The 25,279-nt window shown below is 62.5% G+C and carries 19 protein-coding genes; 8 read left to right on the top strand and 11 right to left on the bottom strand.

Translation table 11 applies throughout. The features are described 5' to 3' along the window. Positions 1 to 27: 27 nt before the first annotated feature. Together PverR02_RS19905 and PverR02_RS19900 are read right to left on the bottom strand one after the other, a co-directional pair. Complete coding sequence (locus PverR02_RS19905) at positions 28 to 1,179, bottom strand: M14 family metallopeptidase (RefSeq protein WP_046485401.1); 1,152 nt, start codon at positions 1,177 to 1,179, stop codon at positions 28 to 30. A 465-nt stretch (positions 1,180 to 1,644) separates the two neighbouring features. After that, a complete protein-coding gene (locus PverR02_RS19900) occupies positions 1,645 to 1,995 on the bottom strand; it encodes a DUF6124 family protein (protein ID WP_026140171.1) in 351 nt (116 codons plus the stop codon). Positions 1,996 to 2,124: 129 nt separating this feature from the next. On the opposite strand from PverR02_RS19900, the gene PverR02_RS19895 reads away from it, so the two are divergent. Continuing rightward, positions 2,125 to 2,760, top strand: a complete 636-nt coding sequence (locus PverR02_RS19895; RefSeq protein ID WP_079444220.1) for a LexA family protein — start codon at positions 2,125 to 2,127, stop codon at positions 2,758 to 2,760. On the opposite strand, the gene PverR02_RS19890 is transcribed toward PverR02_RS19895, so the two are convergent. From PverR02_RS19890 to PverR02_RS19875, 4 genes are read right to left on the bottom strand one after another with little or no spacing between them, the layout of a single operon-like run. Further along, complete coding sequence (locus PverR02_RS19890; RefSeq protein ID WP_079444219.1) at positions 2,757 to 4,682, bottom strand: acetyl/propionyl/methylcrotonyl-CoA carboxylase subunit alpha; 1,926 nt, start codon at positions 4,680 to 4,682, stop codon at positions 2,757 to 2,759. The two genes, PverR02_RS19895 and PverR02_RS19890, sit on opposite strands and share 4 nt — an antisense overlap. Beyond that, entirely contained in the window at positions 4,679 to 5,485 is an 807-nt protein-coding gene (locus tag PverR02_RS19885) for a gamma-carboxygeranoyl-CoA hydratase (protein ID WP_079444218.1), read from the bottom strand. The genes PverR02_RS19890 and PverR02_RS19885 overlap by 4 nt, the downstream gene beginning before the upstream one ends. A gap of 15 nt (positions 5,486 to 5,500) precedes the next feature. Continuing rightward, positions 5,501 to 7,108 (bottom strand): carboxyl transferase domain-containing protein, encoded by a 1,608-nt coding sequence (locus PverR02_RS19880; RefSeq protein WP_079444217.1) that lies wholly within the window; start codon positions 7,106 to 7,108, stop codon positions 5,501 to 5,503. A gap of 11 nt (positions 7,109 to 7,119) precedes the next feature. Next, positions 7,120 to 8,283 carry an isovaleryl-CoA dehydrogenase gene (locus PverR02_RS19875; RefSeq protein ID WP_057004448.1) on the bottom strand — a complete coding sequence of 388 codons (1,164 nt, stop codon included), beginning with the start codon at positions 8,281 to 8,283 and terminating at the stop codon, positions 7,120 to 7,122. Between the two features lie 151 nt (positions 8,284 to 8,434). On the opposite strand from PverR02_RS19875, the gene PverR02_RS19870 reads away from it, so the two are divergent. Beyond that, the gene (locus tag PverR02_RS19870) at positions 8,435 to 10,117 is read left to right on the top strand and encodes an AMP-binding protein (RefSeq protein WP_079444216.1); all 1,683 of its coding nucleotides are present in this window, start codon (positions 8,435 to 8,437) and stop codon (positions 10,115 to 10,117) included. A gap of 593 nt (positions 10,118 to 10,710) precedes the next feature. Here PverR02_RS19870 and PverR02_RS19865 read toward each other — a convergent pair. From PverR02_RS19865 to PverR02_RS19855, 3 genes are all read right to left on the bottom strand, one after another. After that, positions 10,711 to 11,610, bottom strand: a complete 900-nt coding sequence (locus PverR02_RS19865; RefSeq protein ID WP_046382872.1) for a hydroxymethylglutaryl-CoA lyase — start codon at positions 11,608 to 11,610, stop codon at positions 10,711 to 10,713. Positions 11,611 to 11,626: 16 nt separating this feature from the next. Beyond that, entirely contained in the window at positions 11,627 to 12,022 is a 396-nt protein-coding gene (locus PverR02_RS19860; protein WP_017848109.1) for a MerR family transcriptional regulator, read from the bottom strand. Positions 12,023 to 12,207: 185 nt separating this feature from the next. Beyond that, entirely contained in the window at positions 12,208 to 13,143 is a 936-nt protein-coding gene (locus PverR02_RS19855; protein ID WP_017848108.1) for a LysR family transcriptional regulator, read from the bottom strand. Positions 13,144 to 13,294: 151 nt separating this feature from the next. Between PverR02_RS19855 and PverR02_RS19850 the strand changes: the two genes are divergently transcribed. Continuing rightward, on the top strand, positions 13,295 to 14,524 hold the full coding sequence (locus PverR02_RS19850) for an acyl-CoA dehydrogenase (RefSeq protein ID WP_017848107.1): 1,230 nt from the start codon (positions 13,295 to 13,297) through the stop codon (positions 14,522 to 14,524). Positions 14,525 to 14,653: 129 nt separating this feature from the next. Here PverR02_RS19850 and PverR02_RS19845 read toward each other — a convergent pair whose 3' ends face one another. Beyond that, positions 14,654 to 15,985 carry a substrate-binding domain-containing protein gene (locus tag PverR02_RS19845; protein WP_079444215.1) on the bottom strand — a complete coding sequence of 444 codons (1,332 nt, stop codon included), beginning with the start codon at positions 15,983 to 15,985 and terminating at the stop codon, positions 14,654 to 14,656. Between the two features lie 134 nt (positions 15,986 to 16,119). Beyond that, positions 16,120 to 16,932, bottom strand: coding sequence for an exodeoxyribonuclease III (gene xthA, locus PverR02_RS19840; RefSeq protein WP_046382874.1), 813 nt, complete (start codon positions 16,930 to 16,932; stop codon positions 16,120 to 16,122). A 168-nt stretch (positions 16,933 to 17,100) separates the two neighbouring features. Here xthA and PverR02_RS19835 point away from each other — a divergent pair, with 168 nt between their 5' ends. From PverR02_RS19835 to PverR02_RS19815, 5 genes are all read left to right on the top strand, one after another. Then, positions 17,101 to 17,751 carry a GNAT family N-acetyltransferase gene (locus tag PverR02_RS19835; protein ID WP_017848104.1) on the top strand — a complete coding sequence of 217 codons (651 nt, stop codon included), beginning with the start codon at positions 17,101 to 17,103 and terminating at the stop codon, positions 17,749 to 17,751. A 63-nt stretch (positions 17,752 to 17,814) separates the two neighbouring features. Continuing rightward, positions 17,815 to 19,542, top strand: coding sequence for an autotransporter assembly complex protein TamA (locus PverR02_RS19830; protein ID WP_079444214.1), 1,728 nt, complete (start codon positions 17,815 to 17,817; stop codon positions 19,540 to 19,542). After that, a complete protein-coding gene (locus tag PverR02_RS19825; protein WP_079444213.1) occupies positions 19,542 to 23,213 on the top strand; it encodes a translocation/assembly module TamB domain-containing protein in 3,672 nt (1,223 codons plus the stop codon). The genes PverR02_RS19830 and PverR02_RS19825 overlap by 1 nt, the downstream gene beginning before the upstream one ends. A 142-nt stretch (positions 23,214 to 23,355) precedes the next feature. After that, complete coding sequence (locus tag PverR02_RS19820) at positions 23,356 to 23,829, top strand: MarR family winged helix-turn-helix transcriptional regulator (protein WP_079444212.1); 474 nt, start codon at positions 23,356 to 23,358, stop codon at positions 23,827 to 23,829. Then, on the top strand, positions 23,826 to 25,277 hold the full coding sequence (locus tag PverR02_RS19815; RefSeq protein WP_046382877.1) for an efflux transporter outer membrane subunit: 1,452 nt from the start codon (positions 23,826 to 23,828) through the stop codon (positions 25,275 to 25,277). The genes PverR02_RS19820 and PverR02_RS19815 overlap by 4 nt, the downstream gene beginning before the upstream one ends. Positions 25,278 to 25,279 lie beyond the last annotated feature (2 nt).

Below are 25,279 nucleotides of genomic sequence, written 5' to 3'. Positions count from 1 at the left end.
TCCGTGTGGCGAGCACGCTCGCCACATTCAGCGCAACAGGCCGACGATATCGGCCACGCTGCTCAACACATCCTTGCCCAACTGCATCGAGCGTTTGCCCGACCAGCCGGTGTTCGGGTTGGGCGCGTCGTCGTTGTCCTTGAAGGGCATCTCCAGGGTCAGCGACAGGCAGTCGTACTTCTCACCGACGGCATTGCAGGCCAGGGTCATATTGGCTTCGCCCGGCAGGTCGCGGGTGTAGCCGTGGGTGGTCTGGAAGTCACGGGTCAAGGCGCTCAGGTGGCTGCGAAAGTGCTTTTCCAGGGCTTCGATACGCGGGGTGTAACCGGGGTTGCCTTCGCAGGCGGCGGCGAATACGTAGGGGATTTCTTCGTCACCGTGGATATCGAGGAATAGGTCGACGCCATACTTTTCCATTTGCGTCTGGACGAACAGCACTTCCGGGCTGATCTCCTGGCTGGCGCTCTGCCAGGCGCGATTGAGGTCCTGGCCCATGGCGTTGGTGCGCAGGTGGCCGTGAAACGCGCCGTCGGGGTTCATGTTCGGCACCAGGTACAGGTCGGCGACGGCCAACAGCTTTTTCAGCTCGGCGTCGCCGTCCTGCTGCAGGCGTTCGATGATGCCTTCCATAAACCATTCGGCCATGTGCTCGCCGGGGTGCTGCTGGGCGATGATCCACACCTTGCGCCGACCTTCGCCACCTTTGCCACGGCGCAACAGTTGGATATCGCGGCCTTCGACACTTTTACCGGTGGCCAGCAAGCGGGTGCCGGCATGGTTCAGCGCCTGGTCGATGAGCCAGTCGTGGCGCTCGCGGCTGTAGGGTTCGAAGTAGGCAAACCAGGCGTGTTTCTCACGGGTTTCGAGACTGATGTGCAGGGTTTCGCCGTCGAAACGCGTAGGCACCCGGAACCAATTGACATGGTCATACGACGCCACGGCGTTGTAGCCGCTCCAGGCGTGTTTATAGGACGATTGCCCGGCATTGCTCAGGCGGAAGGTGTGGGTGTGGCCCACGTGCATGCCTTCGGCCTTGAAGTGGAACCATTGGAAATGGTGACTGCGGGTATCGGGTTTGATTGCCAGCAACAAGTGATAGGCATCGCTGGCATCCAGAACCTGGATGTTGCCGCTGTCGAAGTTGGTGCTGATTTTGATGGAGGTCAAGGCCACGGTCATAGTCTGGCTGCCTGAGTATGAGTGTTGTGGCGGTTATCTTACACAGAGGCCGGGCAAAATCCGGATGCAAAATTGTTGCGGGAGGAGGGGGGCGTCATCCTTGACGCCGCAGCAGCTTAGAATCTATGAGATTGATTCTCAAGTGCTATTTCGCAAAGGTCTGAGCCAGAGCGGTCGCCCGACTTTCTTTTGACGATGGTCTTTTGCTATCATGCGTGCCATCAAGCAACACACAGTCTTCATTAGCCTGAAGCCAAGCCAGAAACACTGGCAAAAAAAAGACCCGGCCAAAGAGCCGGGTCAAAAACCGTGATTAGCCTGATGAGGAGATATTCCAAGAGTCCGACCTAAGGTCCCTTGGTCTATCGACTGATCTCGCGATCAGCTTGGTCCAATAATAATCATTATCATTTGCAAGTCAAATGTTTTTATCCGTGGGATAGAAATATTTTTCTTTCGCGTGGCTCATGCACCGTCCTGAGCCTGCGGCGCCTGCAACGATCGCTCCACCATCGCCTTCGCCATATCAATCAAATACACCACTGAAAATGCCAGGTCACGCTGGTTGCCTTGATGGCTGCTCGCCGATTCGTAGGCTGTGGCAGCCGCGCTGCGTAACAGGTCCGAGGCATGCACCAGGGCTTCCTCCGGGCTGACACCGGGCTTGATGCTGAAGAAGGCGTCGTTCGGGGCCGAGGCGCACATCTCTTCTTTCAAATAGTAATCCAGCGCACGTTGGGCGGCGCCGCTGCTGCGCATGTCGAGCAGCTCATGGGATTCGGGTTCGCAGGGCAGGCGATACGGGCTTGTCGTCATAGGGCGGTACTCGGGTTGGGTGTCGAAACGCTGATACCCGATGATAGTACGTATCGTATTTATGTCGTTTTATGGATTACTACAAACTGTTTATTGCCCTGAAAAATACGCGACGTATTGTCAGGCCCCATGGATAAATGGATCGCGTTGGTCAGGGCCAACATGAAAGACCGCAAGGTCACGCAGGATGAACTGGCCGAACGCCTTGGCATGTCCCAGGGCGGTGTCGGGCATTGGCTGAACAAGCGCCGGGTGCCAAGCCTGGCGGACATGAACCGGGTGCTGGAAGCGCTGGGGCTGGGCTCCCTGGAAGTCGCGCTGGATATTCGTCGCAAGGCCGATGCGCTGCCGGTTGGGCCACCACACTACAACCCGTACTTCCGCTACCCGGTCAGCGATTGGAAAGGCGTGTGCGAACTTCGCGAAGAGCGCCCGGCCTACGGCGCGGCGCGCTTCGAACTGACGGACTACCATGCCCAGGGCGAGGCTTACTGGCTGCCCGTGGTCGGCGACGCGATGACCGCGCCCAGTGGCCTGAGCATCGGTGCCGGGATGATGATCCTAGTGGACCCGGCCATCGACGCCGAACCCGGCAAGCTGGTGGTCGCGCAGTGGGCGCACAGCCCGCAGGCGACCTTCCGCCAGTTGCGCGAAGAGAGCGGCCAGCTGTACCTGGTACCGCTCAATCCGACTTACCCCAAGCGCCTGTTCAGCGACGATTGCCGCATCCTCGGCGTCGTCGTGCAGGCCACGGCGAAGTTCTAGTCCGCGGGTTCAAGCTCGACCAGCGCGCAACCTTCGGCAACCATTTCGCCTTCCTGGCAGAACAGTGCCTTGACCACGCCGGCCTGGGGCGCGCGGATGCTGTGTTCCATCTTCATCGCCTCCAGCACCACCAACTGCGTGCCGGCTTCGACGGTCTGGCCGACATCCACCAGCACCCGCACGATGCTGCCGTTCATCGGCGCGGTGAGGCCGCCTTGGTGGGATTGGTTGGCTTCGACTGCCGCAATCGGATCGAACAGGCTGACGGCATGCATGTCGCCCTCCCAGCGCAGGAACAGCGTGCCTGCGCTACGCACGGCCAGATGGGCACGGCGCACGCCCTGATGGTCGATCAGCAGCTGTTCGCCTTGCAGTCGCGGCGTGTGTTGCGCCAACGTCACCAGGCGATCCTGGCCGTTGCAGCTCAAGTGCAGCGAGACTTCGGCGGGCAGCCCTGCGCGAAAGCCGCGGGTGTCTGCCCAGGGCCCGTCGCCGGCCGGCAGACTCTGCATGAAGGCCGAACCCGCGGCCTGCCAGAACTCATCGCTCAACGCTCCGGGCAGCGGCAGCAGTTCGTCCTGATAGCGCGGAATAAAGCCGGTATCCAGCTCGGCGGCGGCAAACGCCGGATGGGCGATGATACGTCGCACAAAGCCCAGGTTGGTCTTGAGCCCGCCGACGGCGAACTCGTCGAGCATGCTCAACAGCCGCAGCCGCGCTTGTTCGCGGTCCTCGCCCCAGGCAATCAGCTTGCCGAGCATCGGGTCGTAGAAGGGCGAAACGCTGTCGCCTTGCTCGACGCCGCTGTCCACGCGGCGGCCCGGGCCGGGTGCGGATTCGCGGTACAGCGTCAGGTGGCCGGTCGCGGGGAGGAAATCATTGGCCGGGTCTTCGGCATACAAGCGCACCTCGATCGCATGGCCGATCAACGGCACCTGCGCCTGGGTGATCGGCAGCGCTTCGCCCTGGGCCACGCGAATCTGCCAGGCCACCAGGTCGAGGCCGGTAATCGCCTCGGTCACCGGGTGTTCCACTTGCAGCCGCGTGTTCATCTCCATAAAGAAAAACTCGCCACGGGCATCCAGCAAAAACTCCACCGTGCCCGCGCCCACATAACCGATGGCCTGGGCCGCACGCACCGCGGCTTCACCCATCGCCCGGCGCTGGTCGGCGCTCAAGCCGGGCGCCGGGGCTTCCTCGACGACTTTTTGGTGGCGCCGCTGGATCGAACAATCGCGCTCGTTGAGGTACAGGCAGTGCCCCTGCTGATCGGCAAATACCTGGATCTCCACATGGCGTGGCTTGAGCAAGTACTTCTCCACCAGCATCTGCGCGTTGCCGAAGGACGACAGCGCCTCACGCTGGGCGGAAGCCAGGGCTTCGGCCAGTTGACTGACGTCCTCGACCACTTTCATGCCCTTGCCGCCGCCACCGGCCGTGGCCTTGAGCAGCACCGGGTAGCCGATGCGCGCGCAGGCGGCGCGGAAGGTGTCCAGGTCCTGAGCTTCGCCGTGGTAGCCCGGCACCAGCGGCACGCCGGCGGTTTCCATCAGTGACTTGGCGGCGGATTTGCTGCCCATGGCGTCGATTGCCGAGGCGGGCGGGCCGAGGAAGATCAACCCGGCCGCCTCGACGGCGCGGGCAAAACCGGCGTTTTCGGAAAGGAAGCCGTAGCCCGGATGAATCGCCTGGGCGCCGCTGGCCTGGGCGGCGGCGATCAGTTTGTCGATTTGCAGGTAACTGTCGGTCGCTTTGCTGCCGCCCAGGTCGACGCGGATATCGGCTTCGCGGCTATGGCGCGCATCGCGATCGGTGGCGCTGTGGACCGCCACGGTGGTCAACCCCATCGCCTTGGCGGTACGCATCACGCGGGAGGCAATTTCGCCACGGTTGGCCACCAGTATCGTGGTCAGTGTGCTCATGAGCGTGGCTCCTGCGACTGCCAGCTGGGTGGGCGTTTTTGCAGGAATGCGCGTAAACCTTCCTGGCCTTCGGCGCTGACGCGGATCCGGGCGATGGCATTTTCGCAATAGCGCCGCAGCGCCGGGGTGAGGGCGCCGTTACCGACTTCGCGCAGCAGATCCTTGCTTGCACGCATCGCTGCCGGGCTGTTTTGCAGGAGGTTGGCAATCCAGTGGTCGACCTGTTGATCCAGGGTTTCGGCCGGATAGCTTTCCGCCAGCAGGCCGATGTCGCGCGCGCGTTCGCCGCCAAAGCGTTCGGCCGTGAGCGCATAACGACGCGCCGCGCGTTCCCCGATGGCTTGCACCACAAACGGGCTGATCACCGCAGGCGCCAAACCGATGCGTACTTCCGACAGGCAGAACTGCGCGTCATCGGCCCCGATCGCCATGTCGCAGCAACTGATCAGGCCCAGCGCGCCACCGTAGGCCGCGCCTTGCACCACTGCCAGCGTCGGGATTTTCAGCTTGGCCAGGTTGTACATCAGCTCCGCCAGTTCGCGTGCATCGTCGAGGTTGGTGGCGTAATCCAGTTCGGCCGACTGTTGCATCCAGGCCAGGTCGGCGCCGGCGCTGAAGTGTTTGCCGCGCCCGCGCAGGACCAGAAAGCGTAGCGACGCATTGCCCTGCACCTGGTCGAGGGCGATGATCAGTTCGCGGATCATCTCGGCGTTGAAGGCGTTGTGCTTGGCTTCGCGACTGAGCCACAGCGTGGCGAAACCACGGCTGTCGATGATCAGTTCGAGGGTGTTGAAATCGTTCATGGGGTACAGCTCCATTTACATGCGGAACACGCCGAAGCGGCTCGGCTCGATGGGGGCGTTCAGTGCGGCAGACAGGGCCAGGGCCAGCACGTCGCGGGTCTGCAACGGGTCGATGACGCCGTCATCCCACAGGCGGGCGCTGGAGTAATACGGGTGGCCCTGGGTTTCGTACTGGTCGAGGATCGGCTGTTTGATCGCCGCTTCTTCTTGCGCGCTGAAGCCGTTGCCGGCGCGTTCGGCCTGCTCGCGCTTGACCTGCACCAACACGCCGGCCGCCTGTTCGGCGCCCATCACGCCGATGCGCGCGTTGGGCCACATCCACAAAAAACGCGGGTCGTAGGCGCGGCCGCACATGCCGTAATTACCCGCGCCAAAACTGCCGCCGATGATCACGGTGAATTTCGGCACCTTGGCGCAGGCCACCGCCGTGACCAGCTTGGCCCCGTGCTTGGCGATACCGCCGGCCTCGTACTTCTGGCCGACCATAAAACCGGTGATGTTTTGCAGGAACAGCAACGGAATCCCGCGCTGACACGCAAGCTCGATGAAGTGCGCGCCTTTTTGCGCGGCTTCGGCGAACAGAATGCCGTTGTTGGCCAGGATCGCTATCGGGTAGCCGTGCAAGTGTGCAAAGCCGCAGACCAGGGTGGTGCCGAACAGCGCCTTGAACTCATCGAACACCGAACCGTCCACCAGTCGCGCAATCACTTCGCGCACGTCGAACGGCTGCTTGGCATCGGCCGGGATCACGCCGTACAACTCTTCGCCGCTGTACAGCGGCGTCACTGGCGTGCGTTGCAGCAACTGGCCTTGTTTGCGCCAGTTGAGGTTGGCCACGCTGCGCCGGGCCAGGGCCAGGGCGTGTTCATCGCTGTCGGCATAGTGGTCGGCCACGCCGGAGATCTTGCAGTGTACGTCGGCACCGCCGAGGTCTTCGGCGCTGACCACTTCGCCGGTGGCGGCCTTCACCAGCGGCGGGCCGGCGAGGAAGATGGTGGCTTGCTGGCGCACCATGATTGCTTCGTCCGCCATCGCCGGCACATAGGCGCCGCCGGCGGTACACGAGCCCATCACCACCGCAATCTGCGGGATGCCCTGGGCGCTCATGTTGGCCTGGTTGAAGAAGATCCGCCCGAAGTGCTCGCGGTCGGGGAAGACCTCATCCTGGCGCGGCAGGTTGGCGCCGCCGGAATCCACCAGGTAGATGCATGGCAGGCGGTTCTGTTCGGCGATGGTCTGCGCGCGCAGGTGTTTCTTGACCGTCAGCGGGTAGTAGGAGCCGCCTTTCACCGTGGCGTCGTTGGCGACGATCATGCATTCGACGCCTTCCACGCGGCCGATCCCGACAATCACCCCGGCGGCCGGCACGTCTTCGCCATACACCTGATGGGCGGCCAGTTGGCTGAGTTCCAGGAACGGCGAGCCCGGGTCGAGCAAGCGGTTGATCCGCTCGCGTGGCAGCAGTTTGCCGCGCGAGGTGTGGCGCTCCTGGGCCTTGGCGCCGCCGCCTTGCTGCACCTGGGCGAGCAGGGTGTGCAGGGCGTCGACCTGTTGGCGCATCGCCGCGCTGTTGGCGGCGAACTCCGCCGAGCGCGGGTTGAGCTGGGTGTGCAAGGTGGCCATGGCGCGCTCCTTCAGCGGGTTTCGTTGAAGAGTTCGCGACCGATCAACATGCGCCGGATCTCACTGGTGCCGGCGCCGATTTCGTACAGCTTGGCGTCGCGCAGCAGGCGTCCAGCGGGGAATTCATTGATGTAGCCATTGCCGCCCAGGATCTGGATCGCGTCGAGGGCCATTTGCGTGGCGCGTTCGGCGCTGTAGAGGATCACCCCGGCCGCGTCCTTGCGCGTGGTTTCGCCGCGCTCGCAGGCCTGGGCCACCGCGTACAGGTAGGCGCGGCTGGCGTTGAGTTGGGTGTACATGTCGGCGACCTTGCCCTGGATCAGCTGGAATTCGCCGATGCTCTGGCCGAACTGCTTGCGGTCGTGGATGTACGGCACGATCAGGTCCATGCAGGCTTGCATGATCCCGGTCGGGCCGCCGGACAGTACGACGCGTTCGTAGTCCAGGCCGCTCATCAGCACTTTGACGCCGCCGTTGAGCACGCCGAGGATGTTGTCCTCCGGCACTTCCACGTCATCGAAGAACAGCTCGCAGGTGTTGGAGCCGCGCATGCCGAGCTTGTCGAACTTGTTACTGCGGCTGAAGCCTTTCCAGTCGCGCTCGACGATGAACGCCGTGATGCCGTGGGCGCCTTTGTCCAGGTCGGTCTTGGCGTAGATCACGTAGGTGCTGGCGTCGGGGCCGTTGGTGATCCAGGTCTTGCTGCCGTTGAGCACGTAGTGGTCGCCGCGCTTGTCGGCGCGCAGTTTCATCGAGACCACGTCGGAGCCGGCATTCGGCTCGCTCATGGCCAGGGCGCCGACGTGTTCGCCGCTGATCAGCTTCGGCAGGTACTTGAGTTTCTGTTCATGGCTGCCATTGCGGTTGATCTGGTTCACGCAGAGGTTGGAGTGGGCGCCGTAGGACAACGCCACCGACGCCGAACCACGGCTGATCTCTTCCATGGCCACCACATGGGCCAGGTAGCCCAGGCCGGCACCGCCGTATTCTTCGGCCACGGTAATGCCCAGCAGGCCCATGTCACCGAACTTGCGCCACAGGTCGGCGGGGAACAGGTTGTCGATGTCGATTTGTGCCGCGCGCGGAGAAATCTCCTTGGCCACGAAGGACTGCACTTGGTCGCGCAGCATGTCGATGGTTTCGCCGAGGGCGAAGTTCAGGGAGGGGTAACTCATGGACAGGCACCTTTATTGAGCTTTGTTGTTGTGGGGTGACGGCACCGGGGGAGGGGATGCTCACCTTTACGTTAACGTAAGCTTGCGTTGCGGCGCTGTCAATCGTAGTTTACGTTTACGTCAACCTACAAAAAAGACAACAGGGGTCGTTATGGATCAACCGAATCAGAGCTACAGCCGTGGCTCTCAGGACAAGACCTTGTTGGCCATGACGATCGGTCAGGCCTTCGATCACACGGTTGCGCAGTATCCCGATGGGGAAGCCTTGGTGGTGCGTCACCAGCAACGCCGCTACACCTGGCGGCAACTGGCCGAGACCGTCGACCTGCACGCCCGCGCGCTGCTGGCGTTGGGCCTGCAGCGCGGCGATCGCCTGGGCATCTGGGCGCCGAACTGCGCCGAGTGGTGCATCAGCCAGCTGGCCAGCGCCAAGCTCGGGGTGATCCTGGTCAATATCAATCCGGCCTATCGCAGCACTGAGCTGGAATACGTGCTCAAGCAATCCGGCTGCCAATGGCTGGTGTGTGCCGGTTCGTTCAAGACCTCCGATTACCACGCGATGTTGCAGGAACTGCTGCCCGGGCTGGCGGAGCAACCCGTCGGCCGCTTGAACTGCGAAAAACTGGCGGACCTGCGCGGCGTGATCAGCCTTGCGCCGCGCCCGCCCACGGGCTTTTTGCCCTGGTCGCAACTGGCGGCCCTTGGTGCGGGCATCCCGCCTGAGCGATTGAACGCGCGCCAAGCCAGCCTGCACTTCGACCAGGCCGTCAATATCCAGTACACCTCCGGCACCACCGGCTTCCCCAAGGGCGCCACCCTCAGTCATCTCAATATCCTTAACAATGGCTACATGGTCGGCGAAAGCCTGGGCTTGACCGCGCAGGACCGCCTGGTGATCCCCGTGCCGCTGTATCACTGTTTCGGCATGGTGATGGGCAACCTGGGCTGCATCACCCACGGCACCACCATGATTTACCCGAACGACGGCTTCGACCCGCTGCTGACCCTGGCCGCCGTCGCCGAAGAACGCGCCACCGCCCTGTACGGCGTGCCGACCATGTTTATCGCCATGCTCGACCATCCGCAACGCGGCGAGTTCGACCTGTCCAGCCTGCGCACCGGGATCATGGCCGGTGCCACCTGCCCGATCGAAGTGATGCGCCGGGTCATCGGCGAAATGCACATGAGCGAAGTGCAGATTGCCTACGGCATGACCGAAACCAGTCCGGTGTCCCTGCAGACCGGCCCCGATGACGACCTGGAGCGCCGCGTCACCACGGTCGGCCGCACCCAGCCGCAATTGGAAAGCAAGATCGTCGACCTCGCCGGTCACACCGTCGCGCGTGGCGAGATCGGTGAGCTGTGTACCCGTGGCTACAGCGTGATGCTCGGTTACTGGAACAACCCCGACGGCACCCGCGACGCAATCGACGACGCCGGCTGGATGCATACCGGTGACCTGGCGACCATGGACGAGCACGGCTACGTGTGCATCGTCGGGCGCAACAAGGACATGATCATTCGCGGTGGCGAGAACGTGTACCCGCGCGAGCTGGAAGAGTTTTTCTTCACGCACCCGGCGGTGGCCGATGTGCAGGTCATTGGTATTCCGGATGAGCGTTATGGCGAAGAGATTGTTGCCTGGGTCAAGTGTCACCCCGGGCATGTGGCCAACGCGCTGGAGTTGCACACGTGGTGCAAGGGGCGTATCGCGCACTTCAAGACGCCCAAGCATTTCAAGTTCGTGGATGAATTCCCGATGACGGTCACCGGCAAGATCCAGAAATTCCGCATGCGCGAGATCTCGATCGAAGAGCTGCGAACGCAGTCTTAGTCGTTTCGCTGAAAGGGAGGGAGCAAGCCCCTCCCACAGTTTAAATTGCGTAATCCCAGACAGCACAAAGGGGACCCGAAGGTCCCCTTTAATTTGTTGTTACGTGCTCTTTTTTTATTATTGAGGGGCGGTCTATTGTTGTTTTTGGCAACCGTTACCCTTTACCGCTGTTTTTGGCGACCCCATCCAGGGTCAAGAGCAAACGTATTTTTTTGAGCGCTGATCTGCTTCTTCGTACACGATCCAACCAGTGGGTAGCTACCTGAGGTAGTTTTATTTTTCTCTATCCGGTTGCGGGTTTCGGCATGCCGTACCCTGCGAAGCACATCTTCTCCAAAAAAATCTGTTAGCTGCGTCTCTGCCGTGTTGTTTTTGTTATGTCAGAGTCGTTTCGTCTTATTTTTATTAGGTTTGGCGCTTTTTATTCTTGTTATGCCATAGAGATAGCAGAAGCCGTGCCAACTTTTAAAAATCGTTTAAAATCAATGAGTTGAGTTTTTTGTGGGAAATGCCCTACGGTAAACACGGGAAAATATGTTCCCGTGTTACTCGTCCGGCCGGCCTGCGGTAACACATTGTCACGGCTAAGTTACTCAACTGGCGTTACGCGCCCTGGCAACGCGCGAGCCGCTGGGCCGGCCGAGTACGTCGCTGATCTGCCGGCCCGCGAGAATCAAGCGCTCCAGGTCGATGCCGGTCTCGATCCCGAGGCCGTTGAGCAGGTACACCACATCTTCGGTGGCGACGTTACCGCTGGCGCCCTTGGCGTATGGGCAACCGCCGAGGCCGGCGATAGAGCTGTCGAACACGTTGATCCCTTCCAGCAGGCTGGCGTAGACGTTGGCGACGGCCTGCCCATAGGTGTCATGGAAGTGCCCCGCCAACTTGTCCCGTGGCACGTGCGCGCCCACCACCTCGAACAGCCGGCGCGTAGCCCCCGCCGTGCCGGTACCGATGGTGTCGCCCAGGGACACTTCATAGCAGCCCATGGCAAACAGCTCGCGGGCCACCGCCGCCACTTGTTCCGGGGCGACCGCGCCTTCGTAAGGGCAACCCAGCACGCAGGACACATAGCCGCGCACACTGACACCCTGCTGTTTGGCGGCCGCCATGATCGGCACGAATCGCTCCAGGCTTTCGCTGATCGAGCAGTTGATGTTGCGCTGCGAAAACGCCTCGGACGCCGCAGCAAACACCGCGACCTCCTTGACCCCGGCGGCCAGCGCATCTTCAAAGCCGCGCAGGTTCGGCGCCAGCGCGCCGTAGGTCACGCCGGGCTTGCGCTGGATCTGCGCAAAGACTTCGGCGGAACCGGCCATCTGCGGCACCCATTTGGGCGAAACAAAACTGCCGACTTCGATGTAGCTCAGGCCCGCGGCGCTGAGGGCATCCACCAACTGCACCTTGTCGGCGACGCTGATGGGTTGGGCTTCATTCTGCAAACCGTCGCGCGGGCCGACTTCGACCAGGCGCACGTGGGAGGGGAGGGACATGGCAACTACCTTATGATCAATGGCCAGCCTGGCCTTGGATGGTTTCGGCCAGGGCCTGGGTGCAGCGCTCTTCGGCGGTGTCCAGTTCCAGCTTCATTTGTTCGATGTCCAGTAACTGCTGCTCCAACTGTTCGCGACGCTCGGCGATTTTCACCAGCATGCTGTTGAGTTGGACATGGTTGCCGCTGGTGGGGTCGTAGAGTTCGATCAGTTCACGGCATTCGGCCAGGGAAAAACCGATGCGCTTGCCGCGCAGGATCAGCTTGAGGCTGACCTTGTCCCGCGCCGAGTAGATGCGTTCCTGGCCCCGGCGTTCCGGGGCCAGCAGGCCTTGTTCCTCATAGAAGCGAATGGCGCGGGTGGTGATGTCGAGCTCGCGGGCGAGGTCGGAAATGCTGTAGGTCGTGCTCATGAAGGCGCTCAAGAAAGTCTTGGCGCTAAGCTAATGTCAGGTTGACGTAAACGTCAAGGTCGATCATCAATCCCTGTAGGAGCGAGCTTGCTCGCGAAAAACGTCAACGCTAACGCGGTAGCCCTGATACCCAAAGGCGCCCTCGGGTTTTTCGCGAGCAAGCTCGCTCCTACACGGCGACAGGTTCAGGCTTGCAGCTTGTCGAGTTTCTTCTCGTGCGCCGTGACCTGCTGGCACAACTCGATCATTTGCTCGCGCATCCAGCGGTTGGCCGGGTCCTGGTCGGTGCTCTCGTGCCAGTACAGGTGGGTTTCCACCGGCGGCACGTCGTTGACCGGCAGGTTGAACCAGTGCAGTTCATGGCGGCGGGCGAAGCGCTCGGGCACGGTCATCACCATGTCGGTCTGTTGCAACACTTGCGAGGCCATCAGGTAATGCTGGGAGCGCAGGGCGATCTTGCGCTGGATGCCCATCTTGCCCAGGGCCAGGTCGACATGGCCCAGGCCGTTGCGGCGGCTGGAGATATGGATATGGGTCAGCGACAGGTAATCGTCCAGGGTGAACTTGTCCTTGCCCGCCATCGGATGGCCCTTGCGCATGGCGCACACGTAGCGGTCTTCCATCAGCTTGACGTGGCGCACCTGCGGGTCGGTGTTGAGCGGTGCGTCGACGGCAAAATCCAGGCGCCCGGCGGCCAGTTCCTTGGTGGTCTCACGGCGTTTGGACAGGAAACTCTCGATCACCACCGTCGGCGCCAGGCGACGCAAGCGCTGGAACAGCAGTGGCAGGATCACCGCTTCGGTCAAGTCGGTCATGCTGATGCGGTAGGTCTTGGCCGCCTGTTGCGGGTTGAAAATCCGACTTTCCTGCACCGACACGCGCAGCAATGACAGTGCGTTGCGCACCGGGCCGATGATGTTCTGCGCCATCGGCGTGGGCACCATGCCTTGGGCGGTCCGCACGAACAGCGGGTCGTTGAAGGTCTCGCGCAGGCGTGCCAGAGCGTTGGACACCGCCGGTTGGGTGATGCCGACAATCTGCCCGGCACGGGTCAGGTTGGCTTCGGTGTAGATCGCGTCAAAGACGATAAACAGGTTGAGGTCGACCTTGCTCAGATTCATTTCGTTGCGCTCTTATTGTTAGGTGGCCATGCCCCGATCATATATCGGTGATGAATGTTAATACACGCCGAGAATAGGCTAGGTAAATTATCAACGCTGTTCTAGCATCGATTGCATGACCTAAACAACCTCTCAAAGAAGGGAGCTGCTCATGGATTTCGCCTATTCGCCCAAGGTTCAGGAACTGCGTGAACGCGTCACTGCGTTCATGGACGCTTACGTTTACCCGGCCGAACCGGTGTTCGAACGCCAGGTCAGCGAAGGCGACCGCTGGCAGCCCACCGCGATCATGGAGGAGCTCAAAGCCAAGGCGAAAGCCGAAGGCCTGTGGAACCTGTTCCTGCCCGAATCCGAACTGGGCGCTGGCCTGACCAACCTTGAATACGCGCCGCTGGCGGAAATCATGGGCCGTTCGCTGCTGGGCCCGGAGCCGTTCAATTGCTCCGCCCCGGACACCGGCAACATGGAGGTGCTGGTGCGCTACGCCAACGCCGAACAGAAACAGCGCTGGCTCGAACCGCTGTTGCGCGGCGAGATCCGTTCGGCTTTCGCCATGACCGAGCCCGACGTGGCCTCCTCGGACGCGACCAACATGGCCGCCCGCGCCGAGCGCCAGGGCGACGAGTGGGTGATCAACGGCAAGAAATGGTGGACTTCCGGCGCCTGCGACCCGCGCTGCAAGATCCTGATCTTCATGGGCCTGAGCAATCCCGATGCGCCGCGCCACCAGCAGCACTCGATGATCCTGGTGCCGGTGGACGCCCCCGGCGTGAAAATCGTGCGCCCGCTGCCGGTGTTCGGTTACGACGATGCGCCCCACGGCCACGCCGAAGTGCTGTTCGACAACGTGCGCGTGCCGTATGAAAACGTCCTGCTGGGTGAAGGTCGCGGCTTTGAAATTGCTCAGGGGCGTCTTGGCCCGGGCCGCATTCACCACTGCATGCGCTCCATCGGCATGGCCGAGCGCGCGCTGGAACTGATGTGCAAACGCGCCATCAGCCGCACCGCGTTCGGCAAACCGTTGGCGCGCCTGGGCGGCAATATCGACAAGATCGCCGACTCGCGCATGGAAATCGACATGGCACGCCTGCTGACCCTGAAAGCCGCCTACATGATGGACACCGTGGGTAACAAAGTGGCGAAAAGCGAAATCGCCCAGATCAAGGTGGTGGCGCCGAACGTGGCGTTGAAGGTGATCGACCGCGCGATCCAGATCCATGGCGGCGCTGGCGTCTCCAACGACTTCCCGTTGGCCTACATGTACGCCATGCAACGCACCCTGCGCCTGGCCGACGGCCCGGACGAAGTCCACCGTGCGGCGATCGGCAAGTTCGAGATCGGCAAGTATGTGCCTAAAGAGTTGATGCGCGGCGGGCAGTAACACCGCGTCGCCTGCCATCGCGGGCAAGCCCCCTCCCACAGTTGACCGAGTTGTGCATGAGAACGCGGTCTAGTGTGGGAGGGGGCTTGCCCGCGACGAGGCCCGTGCGAACAACACAAAACACAAACCTCAGTACACCCAAACCTCCACCCGCCGATTCTTGATCCGGCCCTCATCCGCGGTATTCGCCGCCACCGGCATCTGCGCGCCGAACCCGCGGATATCGCGGAGCACCACGCCGCTCTTGACCAATTCCCGACGCACCGCCATCGCCCGCAGCTTGGACAACAGCGCCGCGCGTTGCGGGTCATTCTTGATATCGCCGAACCCTACCAGCGTCACCTGCTTGTCGAGCTTGCCGTGGCCTTTTATATACGCCACCACGCGCTGCACATCCTGGCGCGCCTTGTTGTCCAAGCTCGCGCTGCCTTCTTCGAAGCGGAAATTCACCGTCAGGCGCTGGGCCTCGCGGGCAATTGCCTGATAGTCCTCGGGCATGGACGGGCGTGGTTCCACGCTTATCGCCTGGACCCGCTGCGCGATAAACCCGTTGGCCGCCACGATCGCCTGGCCCTTGCTGCTCTGGGTGAAGTCCACCAGCGCCTTGGCCCACGGATTGTGCGTGGTCGGCGGTAGGTAAAAGAACAGGCGGCGCGACAGCGGGTAGTCCTCGGTGGCTATCAGGCTGTTCAGCGGCAGCATCGGTTGCGAGTCACCGTCGACGATCGCCACCGCCTTGGCCTGGCGCACATAGGGCAGGCCGATGAAACCGATGCCTTGCGGGTCCTGGCTCACCGCGTCCGACAGTTGCTCGCTGGCCTCGAACCGCTTGGCCGACGCGGCGAGGGGCTTGCCGCGACGGCTCAGGACCAGGTCCTTGAAGGTGTCATAGGTGCCCGACCGATCATCCCGCGCATATAAATGAATCGCCCCGCCGATGCCGCCGAGTGCTTCCCAGGTGCTGATCTCACCGTTGAAGATTTGCGCCAGTTGCTCGGTGTTCAGCGTATTCAGCGGGTTGCGCGGGTTGAGGATGATGGCCAGGCCGTCGATGGCGATCACCTGTTCGGCCTCGGGGCTTTTCAGGTCGCCCAGGGGTTCGAGGTCCACCAGTTCGCTGTCTTTGATCGGGCGGGAGGCGGCGGCGAGGTCGGCGCTGGCTTTGTGCAGCGCGGCAAAACCGGTGCTGGAACCATGGGCGTCGACCTCGATGGTCAGCGTCTTGCCCTGGCGGGTCTTGCCGATCACGCGCTGTTCATTGGCGCCTTCGGCGGGTTCAGCGTGGACCCCTTGCAGCCCCTGCTGCTCCATCAACCCCTTGACCAGCGCCGGGCCAAGCGCCGCGCCGATCGTGTTGGAGCCCTGGATGCGCAAGGCGGGGCCCTGATCGGGGATGGGCAGCGGCGCGCTAACGGCACTCAGGGGAAAAAGGGTCAGCAGTAACAGAACGCGCAGGATCATGCCGGCACCGTCTCAAGGCAAAGGGAGTGCCGCGAGATTAAGTCAGTTGGGTTTCAGTAATATGACTGTCACTCAACCGTAAAAATGTGAGAGCGGGCTTGCTCCCACATTGTTTAAGCGTGCCGTCCGTGAAGTCAGCTCAATTCCAGCCAGATCGGTGCATGGTCCGAGGGTTTTTCCAGGCCGCGCAGTTCGTAGTCCACCCCAGCATCCTTGACCCTGGGCAGCAAGCCGTTGGACGCCAGGATCACATCGATACGCAGGCCACGCTTGGGTTCATCTTCAAACCCGCGACTGCGGTAGTCGAACCAGCTGAAGCGGTCGGTCACGTCGGGGTTGAGGTGGCGGAAGCTGTCCACCAGGCCCCAGTTCTTCAGGCGGGCCATCCACTCGCGCTCTTCCGGCAGGAAGCTGCACTTGCCGGTTTTCAGCCAGCGCTTGGCATTGTCGGGGCCAATGCCGATGTCGCAGTCTTCCGGGGAAATATTCACATCGCCCATTACCACCAGCGCCTGGTCGTTGCTGAACTGGCTTTCCAGCAACTGTTGCAGGTCTGCGTAGAAGCGCTGCTTGGCCGGGAACTTGGTGGGGTGGTCGCGGCTTTCGCCTTGGGGGAAATAGCCGTTCATGATGGTGATCGGGTTGCCTTGCGCATCGGCGAAGGTGCCCCAGATAAAGCGACGCTGGGCGTCTTCTTCATCGCTGGCAAAGCCTTTGTGTACGCTCAGCGCTTCCTGGCGCGAGAGCAGGGCCACGCCGTAATGGCCTTTCTGGCCGTGGTAGTACACGTGATACCCCAGGGCCTGCACTTCGGCCAGCGGGAACTGGTCGTCGTGGACCTTGGTTTCCTGCAGGCCGATCACATCGGGTTGATGCTTTTCAATCAGCGCCGCCAACTGATGCGGGCGAGCCCGTAGCCCGTTGATATTGAAAGAGACGATTTTCATGGTCGGCTGTCCAGTCTGGCAAAAGGGCGATGCTAGCCGACAAGTCGGACGGGGGCCAGCGTGGCGGTAGGACGGATGCGCTGCTAATGTCTGGGAACGACTCGCGCTGCGTAGGTTCGTACCCATAAGAACGCCGTCTTTTGAATGGCGCCCAGGGAGATTCACTGTATGTCTGACACTTCAACTGCGATTGCCGAAATCCGCCTGCTCAATAGCGACTATTCCAGCGAAGCGCGCTCCCTGCTGTACCAGGCTTATCGCCATGAGCCGACGTTCGCCTACATCTTCGAAGCTGAGCGGCCGGGGTATGAGCAGCGGGTCCGTGCCACCGTGCGCGAGTTGGTCAAACAGCATTTCTTCCAGAAGCTTCCCGCCATCGGCCTGTTCGTCGACGACCGACTGATCGGCGTTGCGTTGATCGCGCCACCCCAGCGGCGTCTGGGCATCACCGAGAGCTGGGCGTGGCAATTGCGCATGTGGTTGAGCACCGGTGTGCGGGGGACACGGCGTTACCTGGATTATCACCAGGCGGTGCTGGCGTGCCTGCCCAGCGATTCGGTGCATGTGTTGCCGTTGCTGGGTATTCACCCGCAATTCCAGGGCAAGCACTTCGGTGAGCAACTGCTCGGCGCGGTACACAACTGGTGCGCCGAGGACCCGCATTCGTCCGGTGTGGTGCTCGATACCGGCAACTCGCGTTACCTGGAGTTCTACAAGCGTCAGGGTTATGAGGAAATCGGCGAAGTCGCTGTAGGACCGATCCTGGAGCATGTGTTTTTTCATGCCAATCCACAGCCGTTACAGGCTGTAACGACTTGAGTCAGGATTTTCAGATAAATCCGAGTTCAAAGAGTCTCCTCAGCTCGTGTAGCATCCGCGCCTATGAAGTTTCCAGGAAGATTCACCAGCGGCTTGATTCTGCTGTTCACAAGCTGCGGCGCTTTGGCGCAAAGCGAACTGGACGTGCGAGTCAAACCCTCAAACGACGCGTTGAAAGCCAACATCGAAGGCTACATCGGCGGGGTAGGCGATCGCGATGAAGAAGCGTTGCTGCGCTTCAGCCGTGGCGCCGAAGAACAGGCGCGCAAAGCGGCCCAGGCCTTGGGCTTCTATCAGCCGCAGATCAGCAGTGATGTGCAGGGCGGCAAGAACCCGCGCCTGACCCTGACCATCGAGCCCGGCGAACCGGTGCATTTGCGCGACGTGACCATTCGGGTCGACGGCCCGGCCGCCGCCCTCAAAGCCTTTCGTGTGCCTGCCAGCCGCGACCTTGAGTCCGGTGCCGTGCTCAACCACGGCCATTACGAAGACGCCAAGCGTCTGATCCAGAACCAGGCCTCGCGCTACGGCTTTTTCAATGGGCGCTTTACCCGCCAGACCCTGTCGGTCGACCCCAAGGCGGGCGTCGCCGATATCGAACTGGTGTATGACAGCGGCCCGCGCTACACCTTGGGCAAGGTCAATTTTGCCGGCGATACGCCGTTCGATGAAGAACTGTTGCAACGCATGGTGCCGTTCAAAAACGGCGCGCCCTACGATTCCGAACTGATCGCCGAGTTGAACCAGAACCTGCAAGCCAGCGGCTTTTTCGAGGGCGTGCGGGTGGACGCCGCGCCGGCTGCGTCGGCCAACGATGTGATCCCGGTCGCGGTGCAACTGGAAACCCGCAAGCCACGCACCATGGGCCTGGGCCTCGGCTTTTCCACCGACGTCGGCCCGCGCGGCAAAGCCAACTGGACGCGCCACTGGGTCAATCCGCAGGGCCACAGTTACGGCTGGGAAGCCGAATTGTCGGCGCCACGGCAGAACGTCGGCCTGTGGTACGACATCCCGCTCGACCCACCGCTTACCGACAAACTGCGTTTTGCCGGCGGCTACCAGAATGAAGAACTGGCCAACACCGACACCCTGAGTAAATTGCTCACCCTCGGCCCGGAATGGCACAGCAAGTTGCCCAGCGGCTGGACCCGGGTGGTCTCCCTCAAGTGGCAGCGTGAAGAATATCGCCTGGGCGATGACTCGGGCCTGAGCAACCTGTTGATGCCGGGGCTCAGCTATTCCTATTTGCGCAGCGACAACCGCATCGATCCCCACCACGGCTATCGCCTGCAATTCGACACCAAGCTGGCCAAGGAAGGCTTCGGCTCCGACACCAACCTGCTTTACGGCACGGCCATGGTCAAAGGCCTGACCACCGTGTGGTACAAGCACCGTTTCCTCGCGCGGGCGCAGATCGGCGGCAGCGCCACCAACGGCTACAAGTCGGTGCCGCCGTCGCTGCGTTTCTTTGCCGGTGGCGACCAGAGCGTGCGTGGTTACGAGTACCAGACCCTGTCGCCGGAGAACGACCGTGGCGACCGCATCGGTGGCCGCTACATGGTGGCCTTGAGCGCCGAGTATCAATATTCCATCGCCGAAAAATGGCGGATCGCGACCTTTATCGACCAGGGCAACTCCTTCAACACCCTGGAAATGCCAAGCCTGAAAACCGGCGTGGGCGTCGGCCTGCGCTGGGTGTCGCCCGTCGGGCCGATTCGCCTCGACCTGGCCCATGCCCTGGAAGACCCGGGCGGTATCCGTTTGCACTTTTCCATGGGGCCTGAGCTGTGATGCGTGGTTTGAAAATAGCCGGGCTGGCTGCCGTCGCCCTCCTGGCCGTGGTGTTGCTGGCGCTGTGGACGGTACTCGGAACCCAGGCGGGCAGCCGTTGGGCGTTGGGCCAGGTGCCGGGCTTGAGCGTGGACAATTTCCAGGGCCGTTTGGGCGGCCAATGGAGTGCCGAGCATCTGCTGTGGCAGCAGGGCAGTGACCGTGTCGAGCTCAACGCGCCGACGTTCGACTGGTCGCCGGCCTGCCTGCTGCGCCTGACGCTGTGCATTGACCGGTTGGCGGTGGATCAAGTCAGCCTGCAATTTGCGCCGAGCACGGAGCCGAGCAGCGGGCCGATCCAGCTGCCGGCGCTGAAGTTGCCGGTTGCGCTCCAGTTGGGCGACGTTCGCGTCGGCAGCCTGCTGTTTAACGGCAGCGAGGAACTCAAGGGTATGCAACTGGCGGCGCATTGGACCGCCGCGGGCCTGCAGATCGATTCCGTGCATCTGCAACGCGACGATCTGGTGCTGGACCTGTCCGGGCTACTCCAACCCAGCGGTGATTGGCCGTTGACCGCCAGCGGCAACCTGAGCCTGCCTTACGCCCCCGGCGGCGCGCCGTGGACGGTGGCGTTCAGGGCCGATGGCGACCTGCTCAAGACCCTCAAGCTCGACGCCGACAGCAGCGGCTACCTGCCGGCCAAGCTCAGCGGCGAGTTGCAGCCGCTGGTGGAAAACCTGCCGGCACAGCTGCACATCACCGCCGACGCCTTCAAACCCAGCGCCGATTTGCCTGACACCCTGCAACTCAATCAACTTGACCTCACCGCCAAAGGCGACCTGGACAGCGGCTACCAATTGCTCGGCAAAGCCGTACTGCCCGCAGAAAAGGGCCCGGTGGACTTACTGCTGCAAGGTAAGGTCGATGCCAAGGGCGCGCAGATCGCCGGCCTGGATCTGAGTGCCGGTGACAAACAAAGCTTGAAACTCACGGCACAGCTGGACTGGCAGCAGGGCTTCAGCGCCGATGCGAAAATCGATTGGCTGGACTTCCCCTGGCATCGCCTCTACCCCTTGATCGACGAGCCGCAAGTCACCTTGCGCACCTTCAATGGTGAAATTTTCTATAAAGACGGCAACTACCTCGGCAACCTCAAGGCCGACCTCGATGGCCCCGCGGGCAAATTCAACGTGGTCACGCCGTTCAGTGGCGACCTCAAACAAGTGTTCCTGCCCGAGCTGAAACTGACCGCCGGCCAAGGCAAGGCCGAAGGCCACCTGAACCTGCAGTTCGCCGACGGCCTCGCCTGGGACACGGCGCTCGACCTGTCGGCGCTGAACCCGGCGTACTGGGTCGCGGAGTTGCCGGGCACGCTGGCCGGACCGCTGCGCAGCAAAGGCGAGTTCAAGAACCAGCAGCTCAAACTGAGCGCCGACCTCGGCCTCAAGGGCCGTCTGCGCGGGCAGCCCGCCGTATTGGCCGCCAAGGCCGAAGGCGCGGGTGAGCAATGGACCCTGGCCAACCTGGATATCCGCCTGGGCGACAACCGCATCAACGGCAGCGGCAGCCTGCAACAACGCCTGGCCGGGCAGATCGATATCAAACTGACGCGGCTGGCCCAGCTGTGGCCGCAGTTACGCGGGCAGGTCAATGGCCGACTCGATGTGGCCGGTAGCCTCAAAGCGCCTCAAGGCAAACTCGACCTCAAGGGCCAGCAACTGGCGTTTGCCGACAATCGCCTGCAAAGCCTGAGCCTCGACGCCACGCTCGATAACGCCCAGCGCGCAAAGATTGACCTCAAGGGCAGCGGCATCCAAAGCGGCGACACCCAAGTCGGCACCCTGACAGCCAGCGCCCAGGGCGATGTCAGGCAACAGAAGGTCCAGTTGGATCTGGCCGGCCCACTGGTCAAGCTGGCCCTGGCCCTGGATGGCAACCTCGACCAAGGCAACTGGCGCGGACGCCTGGCCAGCGGTGACGTGCAGGCCGGCGGCCAGGACTGGAAGCTGCAGGCCCCGGCGAAAATCGAGCGTCTGGCCGATGGCAGGCTGACCTTCGCCGCCCACTGCTGGGTCGCGGGCCCGGCCAGCCTGTGTGCTGAAGATCAGCGCTTGATGCCTGAACCGAAGCTGCGTTACCACCTCAAGCAATTCCCCATCGATAGCCTGGCGGCCTGGTTGCCCAAGGACTTCGCCTGGCAGGGCACGCTCAACGCCGACGTACAGCTCGACCTGCCGGCCAGCGGCCCCAAAGGCGTGATCGCAGTGGATGCCAGTGGCGGCACGTTGCGCGTCAAGGACAAGCACCAGTGGCTGGATTTCCCCTACGACACGCTGCAATTGGACGCCACCCTCAACCCCAAGCGCATCGACACCCAGCTCAACTTCCAGGGCGGCAAGCTCGGTGAGTTGCGGTTGCAGGCACAGATCAACCCGCTGGCGAAAAACAAGCCGATCACCGGTACTTTCAGCCTCACCGGTCTGGACCTCACCGTGGCGCGGCCGTTTGTGCCGATGGTGGAAAAACTCAACGGCAAGCTCAACGGCAATGGCCGCATCTCCGGTGGCCTGCTGGCGCCGCTGGTCAACGGCAGCATGAACCTGGTGGGCGGCGAGATTTCCGGGGCGGAACTGCCCATCAGCCTCGAAGGCTTGAACGTACAGGCGCTGATTGCCGGCGAAAGCGTGCAACTCGATGGCAGCTGGCACAGCGGCAAGGCCGGGCAGGGCAGCCTTAAGGGCCACATCGACTGGGGCCGCGCCCTGGCGGTCGACCTCAGCCTGCAAGGCGCGCACTTGCCGGTCACCGTCGAGCCTTACGCGGTGCTGGAAGTTGCGCCCGACCTGAAGATCAGCCTGAAGAACGACAAGCTCGCGATCGCCGGCAAGGTGCAGATCCCGCGGGGTGACATCACCGTGCGCGAACTGCCGCCGTCGACGGTCAAGGTCTCCGATGACACGGTGATCGTCGGCAGCCAGACCGAAGAGGGCAAGCCGCCGATGGCAATGGCAATGGATATCGACGTGGCGGTGGGTGAAGACCAGCTCAACTTCTCGGGCTTCGGCCTCACCGCCAAGGTGCAGGGGCATGTGCATATCGGCGACAACCTGGACACCCGCGGCGAGCTGTGGCTCAACGACGGCCGCTACCGTGCCTACGGCCAGAAGCTGGATGTGCGCCGTGCGCGTTTGCTGTTCGCCGGGCCGCTCGACCAGCCTTATCTGGATATCGAAGCGATCCGCAAGACCGGCGATGTCGTCGCTGGTATCCGCCTGAGCGGCAGCGCCGAACAGCCCACTACGCAGATCTTCTCCGAGCCGGCCATGAGCCAGGAGCAGGCGCTGTCCTACCTGGTGCTCGGCCGTCCGCTGAGCACCACCGGTGAAGACAACAATATGCTCGCTCAAGCCGCCCTGGGCCTGGGCTTGATGGGCAGTGCCGGCGTGACCTCGGACATTGCCAAGGACCTCGGCATCCAGGATTTCGAGCTCGACACCCAAGGCAGCGGCACCAACACCGCCGTGGTCGCCAGCGGCAAGATCTCGGAGAAGCTCAGCCTGCGTTATGGGGTCGGGGTGTTCGAACCGGCCAGCACCATTGCCTTGCGTTACCTGTTGAGCAAGAAGGTGTACCTGGAAGTGGCCAGTGGGGTGGCCAGTTCGTTGGATATTTTCTACAAGCGCGATTTCTAGCGCCGGACTCGGTAAAAAAGTGGGAGCGGGTGCCTGCACTCGCATATACCAAGCAAGCTAATCATTTCATTTGACATTAGCTGCCTAAGCAGTAATATCTCGTCACACATTCGCTGCCTAGGCAGTAATAAGGTGACTTCCGATGAAACACTTCACCCCGGACAACTTCCACAACTGCCGCCTCGGGCTGTTGCTGGGCCGTGCGGCGATCCTTAAAGACAAAATCATCGACATCCATATGGAACCGCACGGCATCACCGCCGCGCAGTTCAAGGTGTTGATCATCATGGCGCAGTTCGGTGTCGACACCCCGGCGGAGCTGTGCCGCCACCTGTCCCTGGACAGCGGTTCGATGACCCGCATGCTCGATCGCCTAGAGCAAAAAGGCCTGCTTGATCGCAAGCGTTCGGCGCTGGACCGTCGCCAAGTGCAACTGGTGTTGACCGACGACGGCCAGCGCCTGGCGGACAGGCTGCCGTACATCGGCGCCGAGGCGTTGAACCAGTTGGCCCGCGCACTGGAGCCGGGTGAATTGCAAACCCTGGAAAAGATCCTCATGAAAATGCTGATAGCTGCCGGTGATCCGATCACCCTGCAGCGGGTAGGTAAAGCATGAACACACGTGCCCTTTGCCTGGTGCTGGCGGCCATGAGCATGGCCGGTTGCGCCAATTTCAGCGGCCTCGACACCCAGGGCCAACGCCTCGACGCGAACACCCTGCAGACCGGTAAGTCGTTGACCGGCGTGACCCTGTCGAGCGCCGCCTGGCCCAGCGCCGACTGGTGGAAAAGCCTCGGCGATCCGCAGCTCGACGGTTTGATCCAGGAAGCCCTGCAAAACAGTCCCGACATGCAAGTGGCCAGCGCCCGTGCCCACCAGGCCGAAGCCGCCGCCTATGCCGCCAACGCCGCACGCCTGCCGACCCTGGACGCCAGCGCCGGTGTGAGCCGTTCGCGCCTGGCCAGGGACAAGGACCCGCTGGGGCAGGGCGATGCCTACTCGACGGTGCGAAACATCGGCGCCAGCTTCAACTACAACTTCGACCTCTGGGGCGGCCAGCGTGCTGCCTGGGAAGCCGCGTTGGGCCAGGCCCGCGCCGCCGAAGTCGACCAGCAGGCCGCGCGCCTGACCCTGGCGGCCGATGTGGCCAAGGCCTACAGCGACCTGGGCCAGGCGCATATCGTGCGGGACCTGGCCAATGACGACCTCAAGCGCACCCGGCAAATGCTCAGCCTGAGCCAGCGCCGCCTGAACTCGGGCATCGACAGCCGGTACCAGTACCAGCAGACCGAAAGCCTGGAAGCCAGCTCCCAGTCGCAACTGATCGATGCGGAAAAACAACTGCAGAGCGCGAAAATCGCCCTGGCGGTATTGCTCGGCAAAGGCCCGGACCGCGGCAACGAACTGGCGCGCCCGGCGGTGCTCAAGCCCAGCGTCGTCGCCGTGCCCTCGGTGCTGCCCGCCGAACTGCTGGGCCGGCGCCCGGACCTGATCGCCGCACGTTGGCGGGTGGAAGCGGCGAGCAAGAACATCGCCGCCGGCAAGGCCAGCTTCTACCCCAACCTCAACCTGAGCGCGAGCGCCGGGGCCGAGTCGTTGCTGGGGGATGCGATGTTCGGTTCGGCCAGCCGCTTCTTCAACATTGCGCCGACGATTTCGCTGCCGATTTTCGATGGCGGCCGCCTGCGCGCCAACCTCGATGCGCGCGATGCCGACTATGACCTGGCCGTGGCCCAGTACAACAAAACCCTGGTGCAAGCCCTCGGCGATATCGGCAACAGCCTTTCACAACTGCGCGAAACCGGTCGGCAGATCCAGGCTCAGCAACACGCCGCGGACATTGCCCAGCAGTCCTACGACACCGCGATGCAGCGTTACAGCTCCGGGATCGGCAACTACCTGGACGTGCTCAGCATCGAGCAGCAATTGCTGCAGGCCCAGCGTCAGCTGGCGACCTTGAACGCCGCGCAAATCGATCTGTCGATCCAATTGATGCAAGCCCTGGGTGGCGGCTACGACGCCGCAAATGTGGCATCGACCACCCCAGCTACACGCACGGAATAATT

The sequence above is a fragment of the Pseudomonas veronii genome, from assembly GCF_002028325.1.
In the GTDB taxonomy this organism is placed as follows: Bacteria; Pseudomonadota; Gammaproteobacteria; order Pseudomonadales; family Pseudomonadaceae; genus Aquipseudomonas; species Aquipseudomonas veronii.
Note: the sequence above shows the minus strand (reverse complement) of the source record. Positions and strands in the feature narration are given on the sequence as shown.